At 44.2% G+C, this 15,335-nt stretch carries 8 protein-coding genes; all 8 read right to left on the minus strand.

All coding sequences use genetic code 11. The features are described from left to right. Nucleotides 1–9: 9 nt before the first annotated feature. Nucleotides 10–1,422, minus strand: a complete 1,413-nt coding sequence (locus QZ135_RS01660; RefSeq protein ID WP_294605353.1) for a glycoside hydrolase family 30 protein — start codon at nt 1,420–1,422, stop codon at nt 10–12. An 8-nt stretch (nt 1,423–1,430) separates the two neighbouring features. Further along, nucleotides 1,431–2,417: a family 43 glycosylhydrolase gene (locus QZ135_RS01665; RefSeq protein WP_044533804.1), complete on the minus strand. Its 987-nt coding sequence runs from the start codon at nt 2,415–2,417 to the stop codon at nt 1,431–1,433. Nucleotides 2,418–2,457: 40 nt separating this feature from the next. After that, on the minus strand, nt 2,458–4,830 hold the full coding sequence (locus tag QZ135_RS01670; protein WP_294605358.1) for a glycoside hydrolase N-terminal domain-containing protein: 2,373 nt from the start codon (nt 4,828–4,830) through the stop codon (nt 2,458–2,460). Nucleotides 4,831–4,841: 11 nt separating this feature from the next. Next, entirely contained in the window at nt 4,842–7,631 is a 2,790-nt protein-coding gene (locus QZ135_RS01675) for a glycoside hydrolase family 2 TIM barrel-domain containing protein (protein WP_294605361.1), read from the minus strand. 6 nt (nt 7,632–7,637) lie between these two features. Further along, on the minus strand, nt 7,638–10,232 hold the full coding sequence (locus QZ135_RS01680) for a beta-glucosidase (RefSeq protein WP_294605363.1): 2,595 nt from the start codon (nt 10,230–10,232) through the stop codon (nt 7,638–7,640). 22 nt (nt 10,233–10,254) lie between these two features. Continuing rightward, on the minus strand, nt 10,255–12,519 hold the full coding sequence (locus QZ135_RS01685) for a GH92 family glycosyl hydrolase (protein ID WP_294605365.1): 2,265 nt from the start codon (nt 12,517–12,519) through the stop codon (nt 10,255–10,257). A 131-nt stretch (nt 12,520–12,650) separates the two neighbouring features. Beyond that, nucleotides 12,651–14,300, minus strand: a complete 1,650-nt coding sequence (locus QZ135_RS01690; RefSeq protein ID WP_294605367.1) for a family 43 glycosylhydrolase — start codon at nt 14,298–14,300, stop codon at nt 12,651–12,653. A 6-nt stretch (nt 14,301–14,306) separates the two neighbouring features. Beyond that, nucleotides 14,307–15,275 (minus strand): family 43 glycosylhydrolase, encoded by a 969-nt coding sequence (locus QZ135_RS01695; RefSeq protein WP_294605368.1) that lies wholly within the window; start codon nt 15,273–15,275, stop codon nt 14,307–14,309. Nucleotides 15,276–15,335: the final 60 nt, after the last annotated feature.

Here is a 15,335-nt window from a genome sequence, read left to right on the forward strand (position 1 = left end):
AACAAAAAATTATTTCTTCCAGCTTACCGTATGGAAAGAGTGAGGTGGCAGAGTCAACGTAATTTTCTGTCCCCCTATTTCAATGCTCATCATTTCTTCCGTATCAGTCACATTGGCAACAATCACACTGACCGTACCATCCGGATTTACGAAAGCCAGCATATTTTTATCTGACGGTGTTTCCAGTCTATAAGCACCTGTCTGCACCAAATGCCCTAAATGCTTCATCAGATAAAATTCCGGATTATACTTCACGGTTTGTTGCTTCTTGTCAATGGACACCATCGAATTCTGATTCCATCCCCAAGGACTGATGCCCGGAGTAGGAAGAATCATATTCCAATAGTGATAAGAATTGATGCCATTACTGAAATAGTGCTTCATCAGGTTCCATGTATATTCAGCATAATCCCATGAGTTTGCTCCGTTGCCACATTCAGTCTCAGTTTGCATCAAGTTCAGATCAGGATATTCACGATGGATAGTCGGAATAGCCTTCTTACCATCCCACTGGAAGCCAACGCCTTTAATGTACTTAGCTGCCTGTTCATCCCGCAAAGCAGTGCGCACATAATCCGGATTGGATGTATTGATAGTTCCAAAATAAATATCAGTTTTGATATTTTCCCGCTCGAAAGTCGGTCCCAGATAATGCCCCAAGAAAAAAGTCAGATCTTCCGTGCGCCATTTGCAACTGGGAAAGACCTGGTTGGAACAAGGCTCATTCTGGACATGAATACATTCCAGTGGCAATCCTTCGGCTTCATAGGCTTTGATAAAACGTGCAAAGTAATCGGCATACGTTTTCAGATATCCTTCCTCCATCCGGAAGCCTGTACTGAACTCTGCTATAGCCTCGCGCGGAAGTAATCCATTCACATCTTTCTCTCCGGACGGACGAACCGCAGAAGCATAATGATTATTCGTCTTCATCCAAGCCGGAGGACACCAGGGAGACGCCCAAACGCGCAAGTCAGGATTTATCTGGCGGGCAGCTTTAATATAAGGAATCAGAATATACCTGTCACGGTCGATATTGAAATTCACCAGGTTAAAATCTCCTGCAACATCCGCAGAAGAGTAGAAACTCATGGCAAAGTCATTGGCCCCCATCGGAAGACGGCAATAGTCGAAGCAAGCTCCATCTTTGCCAAAGATTGCTTGAAGAACAGCTTCACGATCTTCAGCCGACAAAGCGTTCAGCGCATCCCACCCCATTTCATTGAAGCAGCCACCTATACCCGTAATCAACTGTAAGCGTTGAGTCGGGTCAAGCACGATCTCTGCTCCGGTAGTTGCACGTTCCGGCTTTACCTTCTGTTTCACCCACGGAGAAGTCTGAGTGGTAGTATACCACTCGACTTTCTGCGCTGAAACAGTTCCACTCAACAGGAACAATAAAATCAGACTTATTAACCTCATAATCTATCTTATTTTCTTTGTTTCACCATCTGGATAGTTCCATCTTCATTGTAATAAAGTTTATCCACACAAATAGAACGTAGCCAATCATGATTGGATAAAGCACTGTTGTGGTAAAATGCAAACCACTGGCCTTTATATTCTACGATAGAGCCATGATTGGTATAGCTATCCGTAGGCTCCATATAGATACCCATAGATTTCCAGGGACCGAGCGGGTTATCACTGATAGCATAACGCATACGGTTGTCGCCTTTCACGCCGTCGTTCCAGTTTTCATCGTGGTTATCGGAATAAGAGAGATAGTATTTTCCATTATATTTATGAACCCATGTAGCTTCGTGGAAGTCTTCCAGACCTTCCATTTCCTTCATTTCTCCATCCAGTTCCACCATATTATCTTTCAGCTTGCCGCCTTTACAAATCTGGCCGCCACCGTTATAGATATAAGCCTGACCGTCATCATCCACAAATACACAAGGGTCGATCAACGGGTCCATTCCTTCGATATATCCCTGCACAGTAAAGTTAGCAGCCGGTTCCTTGCTGGTAGCTACACCGATCTTCCAACTATTATTCCATTTCGTGTCACTGGGATGCGGGAAATAGAAATAGTACGTACCATCTTTGTAAGCACAGTCGGGAGCCCACATAAATCCGCCTTCTTTGCGCCCCCAGGGAACTTGTGATGAATTCAAAATTTCACCATGATCTGTCCAATTCACCATATCATCTGTAGAGAATACATGGTAACGGTCCATCAAATCGCAACCACGCGGAGGATCGATATCATGAGAAGCATATACATACAAACGTCCATCCGCCCATACATGTGCCGAAGGATCGGCTGTGTACATATGCGTGATAAATGGATTGGGAGCCATACTGTCAATACCGGCTGTTTCTTCTTTAGCCGAATTGCTTTTAGGGGACTGACAAGAGAACATAGCTCCTACCAGAAATAATGCAAAAATAGAATAAAAATGTTTTTTCATAAGTAATGCGTTTTATATTAGTAATTAATAGCAACCGTTGCTATTGATAATCGATTGTAGCTTTATAAGTTTTCCCTTTCTTCAACTGAATAGTACGATCATACGTCTGACCGGCTTTCATTCTTATTTTCCGGTCTTTCGCTGAATACAAGGTTACAGACACCTTATTTTGTGAAAGATTCCATGAAAGATGTTCGATGGTAACTCCGCAACGAGTCTTTATTCCACCAATGCTACCTTGCCGGATACCATCCACCAAAGCTGGTAATAAGTCAATACCTTCTTCATTGGAGCCAACCAGCATTTCTATCAGTACCTCGGGTACGGAATGACAAACATCAGTACAGAAAGTACCATGGTTCGGATAATGTGCAGTAGACAAACTGTTATAATAGAAATCCTTCTGAGTAAGCGTCATCATTTTCTTCTTTAGCGAAGAGGCATCATGCAGTCCGGCAGCAATCAAGGCAGCGTGAAGATAGCCGTGACCGGCATTCTCGTAGTTGTATTGATCACGCATTTGCAGCGCCCTATGAGCAGCCTTATAAAGTTCCGGTGTCTTATCTTCCGAGAATTCCCGATAAGGCCATACCATCATCAAGTGGCTGGAATGGCGATGATTATAACTCTCTTCAAGTCCCGGCCAGCCCCATTCTTTGATGGCTCCATCCTTATTAATCCGGTAGGGAGGCAATTCATTCAATAAGCGTTGCCAACGGACTTTACCACCATTTACGCCCTGTTCTTCACCCAGTAAATCGCATACCTTAACTAATGTAGACAGCAGGAAACGGGCTCCGGAAAGATCAAAAGCGGAATTATTAAGCAAAGATACCCGCAAATTGGACGGCTGGTTTTCCGGTGAAACAGATCCTGCAATAATGTAGTGTCCTTCATCATCCTTGTACTTCAGGAAATCTTCATAGAAATCTCCCATACACTTCAGCAAAGGGAACAAACGATTTTTCAGGAAACCTTGATCTTCCGTTATCAGATAGTGTTCCCAGAAAGGATAAAGTAACCAGGCTTCTTCACCTGTCGCATAATGGTAAGGGTAGAAATCATTGATAGAGGCCATCAGTCCTGAAGAAAGTCCGGGTGTGTTTCCACAGGCCAACATACCCCGACAACCCAATAGTTTGGCAGCATTGGTTTCAAAATCTTTCCGCCAAATCTCATTCAGATGGAAATAGCCTTCCATCACTTCAGGCATAGCACCCGTATTGCCACCACTGACTTGCAGATTCAAATTGGCATCCAAATGATAGTAACCACCCCATCCGGCATTACAGTCGCCGGTCCAGATTCCTAACAAATCAGGAGGAGTCAGTTCGTTTCCGGAAGATAGGAAATGATACCTTCCGGCATCAAAGATACGCTCCCACAAAGCCAGTACAGGCTGGTCGGTATTCTTTTGCTTCTCCAACAGCTCTTCGTTAGATAGTGAGCGTTCCTGAGGAGTCGCGCCCAAATCAATCCGCACCCGGTTATAGATAGAGGTGTGGAGAGCTTTATGAGCTTTCAATAATCCATTATAATTGGCACGAACCGCATCAAGCCCTTTTTTCAGAAATCCTTTACTCCATTCAGCCCCGCAATTCTCCGGATACTTTTGAGTTCGGGACAGCAAAAGGATTTCCGAGGCATCCTTTATGTATAAGGTATCGTTATGCAAAAAAGAAGAGCCCCCTTTCTGTTTCACGCGGATACCTCCCTCATAGCCTATAGTATCCATAGGTGCGGCATAGTTCACACGGATATTCAGATAATCTTTCGTATGCAGACATTTTGTTTTCAGTCCTTTCGGGAAATTCATCTCTGCGGGCATTTGCAAACTGATGGCACAATTCAGTTTACCAGCAGAAGGTGCCTGTAGTTCGAAGACTGCAACATCGGCATCTCTTGAAACAAACGCCCGACGCTTCCATGCTCCACGTTCATCACTCCACCGGACAGTAATTTCACCGGTTTCATAATTACAAATACGGCGATAATCTCTTACCGCTCCGGAAGCATCCATATCTATTTTAAGTGCAAAGCCCGGATGTCTTCCACCCTCTCCCCCGTCTTGCCAATGCGAGGTACGGACAGCCAAATCATTCGCTTCTTTAAACTTCCCGGTTGCGCAGTATTTCTTTATCAAATCGAGCGTATCACGGGGAACCTCCGCAAACGTGCGCGGGTTCTGCCGTGGAAAGTTGAAAGAGCGATCATTGAATACCACCGTTTCATGCAAAGGATTTCCAAAAACCATGATTCCCATCTTACCGTTACCTGCCAGCAGAGCTTCCTGCCACTTCGCATAAGTTTCAGGAAAATGAATGGAATATCCTTGACGTACAGCCGGCTGAGCGCATACTCCCAGCGATGCTATACCGATAAATATGGAGTATAGTATCTTTTTGTTCCACATAATGGCCTTATTTATTTCAGTGTGAGTAATCTGCTACGCTTTAAATTATACCCTTCAGCAGAAATGGCGACTTCCTCCCGGGATACATATTCCACCGTTACCGTTCTCTTCTCTCCCGGTAACAGGTTAAAATAGCCGTCGGAAGCATAAGCCGGCAAAATACGCTTATCTGTATCCGCCTCACGGACATTGAGTTTCAGAGCGAGGGCAGGCATTGCTCCGGTGTTCTGTAATTCTATTTGTATCTGACTCTCCTTTTGCCGGATTAGTTTACAGTTTATGGAGGCTTCTTCCAAAGCATTGAATCCCTGGAAATTACCCTCACCGTTATCTTGCCAATAATCATTGATCGAAATAACCTTGCCACGCTTATCCTGAAGTATCAAGCGTTCCATATATACTCCGGATACAGAAATTGGTTTATCTTGTACGAAGCACTCAGTCAATCCATTAGCCAATACATTCAACTTGGAAGTGCGTTTAAACAATGACTTACCTTCAAGAGAATAAGCTTCATATATTACTTTAGCCCCCTTTATCTCTTTCAAAGAAGTATTGACAACCACTACTTTCTGATCATCCAGATTCTTCTGGATATGAATCGGCTCACACGCTTTACGGCATCCATAGAAAGAACCGAAAGTTTCATAATCCCAGGAATAAATCTGCCAAACCATACTGGGCCAAGCCGGATGACTCATCCACAACAACAGCCCACTTGTACTATTCCACATTTTACTGTTCCAAGCTTCCATCATGGCACGGTGACTGTCGTAATTGACAATCTGTGCTTTCCGGCTAAAATCTTTCAGGTCCGTCGGCTTTCCATATTTCTGGTCTATCGCCTCCATAAATTCTCTTTGCCCACCATGTAAATCATGGTAATACCACACATCACTGATGGGCCAGGCATCTTTCACATCCATCATAGCCAGAATGGATTCTTCCGTAGGAATGGAAGTTGAACCTTGTTCAGTATTGAACCCATGTGCCCGATCACGATAGTAATCCACCGGATTCTTATGATAGTTCCATGGTCCGCTTGGTCTCAGGTTGCAATGAGTAGAATTCGGACTGTAATAACGGGTACCGTCTTTCTCGGCAATCATCTTCGCCAGATGTTCTTCGATATAAACAGGTGCAAAGCCCTCATTCCGGGGATTCCAAACAGCAATGGAAGGATGATTACGGAAACGTACCACTACATCTTCTGCATTCCGCAAGAATAGGTTATCATCATTTACCGACATATTGTAGCCTTGCGTACTCAGCCAGAAGTCATTGAAAACCAGCATACCATATTCATCACACAATTCATAGAAGCTCGCTTCCGTACTCTCGCCCGTCCAGTTGCGGATCATATTAAAGTTCGCTTCCTTGTGCAACCGGAAATAAGGTTCAAGATGTTCACGCGAAACGCGCTTCATGGCATCATCCATTCCCCAGTTACCTCCTTTACAGAAGATACGCTTGCCGTTGACTTTTATCACCATATAATGCTGCATGGCTTTATCAGGTGCCGGCACAAGAATATCAGAAGAAACATTCTTTTTCAGACGAGGCATACACATGCCGCCTTCTATATATTTGCGGTTTATATTATCAAAGATAGGTTCGCCCTGCTCCATAACCGTCGGACGATATTCCACCCGGCGGATAGAATCATCGGGAAAACAGACTTCCAATTCATAAGAAAGCTCACGGACTCCGAAACGCACTTTCTTAGAATCAGAGGGTACGCCTTTTTCCGCTACAACCACATCCATCGTATAAAGTTCCTGACGACCGTAATTATTCGGCCACCACAAACGGGGAGACTTCAGTTCCAATACCTTGTAAGCATCCGGAGTAAAGACAACCGTTTTCCGCTCTTTCGGTGCAAGGTTTACTTCCTGAGTCACCTTTTTACCTTCAAGATTCAGGTCAACGGATACTTGTCTGGCTATCGGTTGCAAGTTCTCCACTTCCGTACGTACGGTAACTTCAGCGACCGTAGTATCCGGCAATGCCAGATGAGTAACTACCTGCGTATCATGCAGACGGATACCGTTCGTGAAACGTAAATGTACATCCTGCCAGATTCCTATATTCCGGTCACGGATGCCCGGCACCCAGTCCCATCCCTCTGAAGAAATAAAGGTAGGCCCGTCCAGACACAATTGTCCGCCATTCATACCGTTTCCGGCGGATGGAGATTGTTCGTGAGGAATTCCCGGGTTAGGCGGTGGAAGAATACGAACAACCAACGTATTCTTGCCATCCACCAAATGATCCGTTGCGTTAAATTCACCCCGGATAAAAGCACCTTTCATTGTACCCAGGCATACATCGTTCAGCCATATCTCGGCTTGATAATTGATACCTTTGAAAACCAGCCAGGCTTCCCGGCCTTCTGGAACAGGTGAATTGAATTCCAAACGATACCACCAATCCATCCTGCACAGAGTGTCGGGAATTGCCAGATTATTCAGTCCATAATAAGGATCGGGATACACCCCCTGATCCACTAAAGTAGTCAATACAGTACCCGGAACGGTTGCATTATACCATCCATTTTTGCCATCCGTCAGTTTCCAGCCCCGGTTCAACAGGAAATCATTCTCCCCAACCTTCTCTACCACCGCTTCCACCGGTGTCTGCATTTTCGGGGTGGGCATCATGATTTGCGCTTTCGACTTCGGTAACGTCTCTTTCGGCTGAGGATGAGTCAATCCCCAATTTGCCACATTCTGCGCTACTAATGAAGTAGCACAACCCAATAAGAGACAAAATATCCACTGAAATTTGGCATTCCGTTCCATACTTATTTATTTTTCCGGGTGAGACATTGGATAATTATCTTTCTGTAATACCGAAACCACCTTCTGTAAACGAATATCAGCAGAAGAAGCACCTACCATGATCGTATAATCACCGGAAGGATAGACAAACTTGCTTTTCGCTTCATCCCAATAACGTAACAGATCTTTACGTAATTTCAAAGTCACTTTCTTGTTTTCACCACTCTTCAATGCGACACGCTCAAAACCTTTCAGTTCTTTGACAGGCATTACTTCATCCCGTTCAGGCAACTTCACGTATACTTGAGCAACCTCATCACCTGTATATTTACCTGCATTCTTCAGTTGGAAAGAAACATTTATCTCCTCTCCACCATCTGCCACTTGCAAGTTGGAATACTTGAATGTGGTATAACTTAAACCATAACCGAAAGGATACAGGACATCCCCTTTGAAGTATTTATAAGTACGTCCCTTAGTAATATCATAATCATCAAACGGAGGGAGTTCATCCAGACTTCTGTAATAGGTCAACGGCAGACGGCCACCCGGATTATAATCACCAAACAAAACTTCCGCTACAGCTTTACCTCCGCTTTCACCGGGATACCAAGCATTCACGATAGCCGGAATATGTTCATCCATCCAGTTGATAGCCAATGAGCTACCTGCTACCAATACAACTACGATATTCGGATTTACCTTGTAGATTTCCTGCAAGAACTCCTGTTGGTCCGCCGGAAGTTGGATATCATATCTGTCTTGCCCCTCACGTTCTATTGACTTATTAATGCCCAATACGGCAACCACTGTCTCACACTCACGTACTGCCTTTCCGGCTTCACCGTACAAATCCAGACGTGTCATCTTTCCTACCTGTGGGACACGCCATTGCAGTTTAGCAATAGCATAGTCGCGGTTATCATAATATTCCGCCTTCAACTGGTAATCCTTTCCGGCTTCCAGATAAATAGTAGCTGTATCTGTACGGACAGCATGTCCTCGCCATGCATCAATCAGCATTTTTCCATCAATGCTCAAGCGACAACCATCATCTGATGTAAAACTGAATGTGTATTGTCCGGTAACCGTAGGACGTAATTTTCCTGTCCAGCGAACTGACAAAGGAGATTTAGGTAAGAAAGGATCGGGTGCCTGGTTGGCAGGCTCAAAGTTAATCCATTCTTCTTTGCGCACTTTCGGAGTCCCCTGTAATTTTGTATTATCAAAATATTCGGCTTTCAATCCTTCCGGGAAATTGACTCCCTGTATGAGTTCCATACCGTCTACAGCTGATTTCCAAGGAGCATATACCACTTTCACACCATCGCCTACTCTATCTTTGATACCCTGCAACACTGAGATTGGAGCAATCACTGGCGAACCACTATAATCTCCAAACTCACAATTACCAGCATTGATGCCTACCACAGCTATTGATTTCACCTTTTTGGCATTAAGCGGCAACATCCTTTTCTGATTCTTAAGCAATACAATACATTCACGTGCTGCATTCAAAGCTACTTCCTGATGCTTTGCCGACCCTATCACAGCCGGAGATATTTTCGTATAAGGATTCTTTTCTCCACTATCGAACAACCCCAACTGCATACGTGCCCGTAACACACGATAGGCAGCCGAATCTATATCAGCATTCGTAACCATGTATTGACGGTAGGCACTCAACAAAGGCTCATCAAATACATCATCACCACATTCCAAGTCTAAGCCTGCTTTTATGGAAAGGGTAGCCGCAGCCTCTTTAGTCTTCACATATTTATGTGCATTCACCAACAAGGAAGGTCCACCGCAATCGGAAACCACATATCCTTTGAATCCCCAGTCCTCACGAAGTACTTTCGTCAATAACCAAGCATTCAAGGTACAAGGCACATCATTCAGCGCATTATACGCTGACATGATGGAAGCTGATTTACCATCCTTCACGCACGCTTCAAAAGCCGGAAGGTAATATTCACGTAACTGTTTCTCTGAAATCTGCGGATTACATACAAAACGATTATGTTCTTCATTATTGGCTGCGAAATGCTTGGGAGTCGACACAATCTTCAGATAACAGTCATCATCGCCTTGCAGGCCTTTCACAAAAGCAGTACCCATGACACCACTTAAATATGGGTCTTCTCCGTAAGTTTCCGGAGTACGTCCCCAGCGTGGGTCACGCGCCATATTCACTGTAGGAGACCAGAAGGTCAACAAGTCACTAAACTGATTTTTTTGTTCCCGTCCTTGCTCCAGCTCATTCCAACGGGCACGGGCCTCATCAGAAATAACCGTAGCTACCTGCAATTGCAATTCCGGGTTCCAGGTTGCCGCCAGTCCGATAGCCTGCGGGAAAACGGTAAAGCGTCCCGGACGAACCACTCCGTGAAGCGCTTCGTTACCGTGGTAATATTTAGGAATATCCAAACGGGGAATTCCCGGAGAGGTGGCACGCAACAGGCTGATTTTTTCTTCAACCGTCAAGCGTGATAATAAATCCATGATGCGCTCATGCATCGGTGCCTTCTCATCTTTATATAGCTCTTGAGCCTGTGCCGGAATGGCACAGGCAATTAGAGCTAATAATCCTGTAAATACAATCTTTTTAAGTGTTTTCATGTTTTTCCTATTGACTTATGCCTTATTGTTTTTCTGCGGATGGAGGTACTGCATCACCTGCGCTACCCCATACCTTATTGGGTCTGCTACCCATCACCAATACCAATTTTCCACCTTCTTTTATGTCGTCATGACTAAACCAGGGTTTATTCCATTCTTTTCCGTTCAATGTTGCAGACTGAACGTATTTATTTTCATCCGATGCACCTTGTGCCTCTATCTCAAATACCTTTCCATTGCTCAACATTACCTTAGCCTTAGTAAACAAAGGGCTGCCGATATTATAAGACGGAGAACCCGGAGTTACCGGATAGAAACCTAAAGAAGAGAAAACTACAAATGCTGACATACCGCCACCGTCTTCATCACCCGGTAATCCCATCAAGTCATTACGGAACCAAGTCTTCAGTAACTGACGAATACGTTTCTGTGTCTTCCAAGGCTGACCCGCATAATTATACAGATAAGGAATATGCAGAGAGGGTTCATTAGCCATTGAGAATTGTCCCACATTTCCGGTATGATCCGGTATCTGTGCATAGAAAGCATATTTGCCACGTCCCAACGGTTCACGGAAAGTTTGATCCAGGTTTGCTATAAACTGCTGGTTACCACCCATCAAATCAATCAGATCGGCTACATTGTGAGGAACATCCCAACGATAAACCCAACCATTATTCTCACCATAATATTCACGAGCACCCATACCTCCGGAGAAACGATAATCGAATGGTTCGATCCACTTACCATTCTTATCCTTCGGATGGAAGAAAGCAGTTTCAGCATTATACACATTACGGTAATTATGAGCACATTGCAGATAATGAGCAGCCTCTTCTTTTTTTCCTAACATATCGGCTATGCGTGACAGACACCACTGGTCATAGGAAGTTCCCAACGTAACTGCAATTGGCTGACGCTTTTCGAAATGATGTACATTCGGGTCTGTTTCTTTTTCTCCTTCCTGAAGTGCAGGGATATATCCGTTCTTCTTATAGAAATCATCAATCCAACCGGCAGCAGCACCCGACCATGGAGCCAGTGTTTTTTCTTCAATACCTTTACGGCAAGCTTCATAGGCTTTAGCCAAATCGAATTGCAAGCCTTTAGCAGCCGCATCAGCTACAGTTGCTACGGCATGATTGGAATTCATACGGCGGGAGTCACCTGTAATTTCAGGGAAAGTAGGCATCCACATATTACCCATTTGTTCAGCCATACGCAGATAAGAGTCAATCACATTCTTTTCTGTTCCTTCATCAATCAAAAGGCGCAAAGGATGGGCAGCACGGTAAGTATCCCAAATCCAATCGTCTGTGTAGAACGGCTCACCATTATCTTCGTGTATCTTTCCATCAAAGGCACTGAAATAACGACCGTCTTCGCTGATACAAACCGGACGTTCGAATACACGGTAAAGCGATGTATAAAGAACCTGTTTATCCGTCTCACTACCACCCTCTACCTGAATATCGCTCAATGCTTTATCCCAGACCTGACGTCCCTTTTCTGCCAAAGCCTGCAGATTATAATCAGGCAATTCACGTTGCAGGTTTTTCTTGGCTTGTTCTTCGCTTATAAATGAAATTCCATAGCGCAAGTTGACTGTTTTTGTTCCGTCTGCAAAGTGCATTACAGCACAGGCATTACGCCCTTCTGCTTCTTTCTTGTCTGCATCTATTTTACCATCAGCCAGAATACCTGTTTCTATAGGGGCAACGTCCGATTCTATATACAGGTAAACCCGCGTATTATTCTCCAGTTGCTGGTAACCGCTCACAAAACCGTCACCTGCCTTGATAGCACCGTTACGCGAATTGATCATCATGTATACAGGCTTATCCTGCTGACTATAATCTATCTGATAAAGAGCCGACTGATGAGAAGGTGCATACTTCACTTTGATTTCCTCGTCATCGAGAACCACCTCATAATAATAAGGTTTCAACTTCTCATCATCATAGCTATAAGCTATAACCGGACGAAGTTTATCTCCCTGATACGGACTCAGATTGAAAGCAGAACTACCACGATGACTGGTCACAATCAAAGGAAGGCCGTTCAACTGATCTGTTGTATAATCCGCCCGTTCGGGATAGACACGAAGCATACTATTCGGCAGGTGAATAGTCGGGAAAGTGGGCACCAGCAAGTGACTGATATTTCCCATGTAAGGATTCACATAGTCCACCGGACCTTTCACGGCGGCTACTTGGTTTTGTACTCCACTACAAGCGCCCAACATGGAAACTAAAGCTACAGAAGCCAGGCAATGTGTAATTTTCATAATATAACAGTTTTAGTTTATATTTATTCTCGAAGGCAAATGTAAGGCTCAGCACTTTCCCTTTCAATTAAAAAAGACTTAATCGCTAATTAAATTTGAATAAAGTGGTAAAATAAGTCTCTTTTTAATGATTATTTCTGTCCACGGGTCTGCTTTACGACCTGTATGGTTCCATCCGAATTATAGAACAACTTATCTACACAAACCGAACGTAGATTTCCCTGTCCTGAAAAATCAGAAGTGTGATAGAAGGCATACCATTGACCTTTATACTTTACAATAGAACCATGACTGGTGTCACAAGTGGTCGGTTCCAGATAAATCCCCTCATACTTCCATGGGCCTAACGGAGAATCGCTTGTTGCATACCTCAAACGATTGGCACCCGGGCTATTATCCGCATACGATAGATAGTACTTACCATTGTATTTATGTATCCAGGTCGCTTCATGGAAATCATTCAAGCCGGTCATCGGTTTAACCTCTCCATCCAGTTTCGTCCAGTCATCTTTCCGTAACTTACCACCATAGCATTTACCTCCACCTCCATTATAAATGTAAGGTTGACCATCCTCATCTATAAATACGCAAGGGTCAATTTCCGGAGGCATACCCTCGATATAACCTCTTACACGGAATTCCTTATTCGGATACTTACTGGTAGCTACTCCCACCCGCCAGGTACTATTCCAATCAGCAGCATTGGCCGGGTGCGGGAAGTAGAAATAATAAGTTTGATTCTCCGGATTATAAGCACAATCGGGAGCCCACATGAAGCCATCACACCCCCAACCATTATGTTTCCGCACTGTGGCTGCATTCATTATCTCCCCATGATCGGTCCAATTCACCATATCTTCCGTAGAAAAAACATGATAGCGATCCATGCGGTCGCATCCGAGTGCAGGCTCCATATCATGCGAAGCATACACATAAAGTACTTCTTTCCCATCAATGTTCCATACATGTGCAGAAGCATCAGCTGTGTAAAGAGGTCCCTTTATCCAACTATTGTACATCGGTGACTCCCACTCTACAAACAGGGGATTACTCATTGCTTTCGTAACAGGGTAAGTGAAAGAATTAGAAATATCTTCCAACTCACCTGTACGCGTTAAAACGAACTTATCGATGTTTCCCGGTGTATTGGCGCAATACTTCAGTACATGTTTCCCTTTAGTCAGTTGGATTCCATTAGCTTTCACTTTATGGCTAAAATCCGTCCATCCCCCAAGAGGCATATCTATACTACGGCTTGCACCCCTACCATCTACCTCAAAGTAGAAACTTCCCTCCGATCCGTCCCCTTTCACGCAGAATGTTTCAATGGCATAGGCGCCATCCTCATCTACCTCAATCGTATAACACATCCATTCACCTGGCTGTACATCACCGATATAATAACCTCCGGAAGCCTTACTTTCCGCACGAACATCAACGGCGTGGGAACCTCTGTACCCCACATCAGCCAGTTTAGAGTCGCTCTCATAATAGGCCACATTCTGTGCTCCTTCATCAAAATCTTCCGCTTCTAAGGTGCCGGGTACCCGATGCGGACCTTTATAGGTCGTTCCTTTATAAGCTTTCAGATATTCTTCCGAATCATAGTCCATATCATAATCGTACTCATACGACCCATCAGGAACCGGAGGATCTACCTCTGACACTTCAGGGGGAACTTCTGGAGGTATTTCTCCCGGCGTATCTTTATCGCTGCAAGCTGTAAGAGCAAGTGCAGCAATAAAGAAACCCAACTTCAACAGATGAATAAATAGACGCATACGATTTTATTTTGTTTGTTCTACTACTTTTATAGTTCCATCCGGATTATAGTATAGCTTGTCTACACAAATAGAGCGAAGATTTCCCCTTCCTGAAATAGAACAGTTATGATAAAAAGCATACCATTCACCATTATATTCAGCTATAGAGCCATGACTTGTATCGCAACCTGTCGGTTCCAGATAAACACCCTGATATGTCCATGGTCCTAACGGTGAATTACTGGTTGCATAATTTAAACGGTTAGCCCCCTTGCCATTCTCCGCATGGTTATCAGCATAGGACAAATAGTACACACCGTCTTTTTTATGTACCCAGGCAGCCTCATGAAAATCTTTCAGACCCTCCATAGCACGCAGCGGTTCTGCCAGTTCCATCATATTATCCTTCATTTTGGCACCCACACAACGGCCTCCACCGCCATAGTAGAAGTAAGCCTGATCATCATCATCCACAAAGACGCAGGGATCTATCATGGCAAAGCAATCGTCTTCCATTCCTATCATGTCAATATACTTGTCCTGTACAGTGAAGTCTTTGGCAGGATGTTTACTGGTAGCTATGCCCACTCTCCAGGTATTGTTCCAGTCATCACCACTCGGATGCGGAAAGTAAAAATAATAAGTGCCATTCCTATATGCACAATCGGGTGCCCACATGAAGCCACCATCTTTACGCCCCCAAGACACTTGCGAAGAGTTTAATATTTCACCATGATCCGTCCAGTTCACCATGTCATCCGTAGAGAATACATGATAGCGGTCCATCAAATCGCACCCACGCGGAGGGTCGACATCATGGGAAGCATAAACATACAGACGTCCGTCTTCCCATACATGGGCGGAAGGATCAGCTGTATACATGTGAGTAATGAAAGGATTCGGACCTAAAGTAACCGTTTTAGCTTGCTTCTGGTTGTTGCAACTCATCAATGTCAACGACAAAGCAGCCAAGGTAATCAAATAATTTTTCATACGCTTTTTTATAGTTTTAATATTTAATATGAGCAAAGTTAGAGTTGACTGATTAACAAA

Source organism: uncultured Bacteroides sp. (genome assembly GCF_905207245.1).
In the GTDB taxonomy this organism is placed as follows: domain Bacteria; phylum Bacteroidota; class Bacteroidia; order Bacteroidales; family Bacteroidaceae; genus Bacteroides.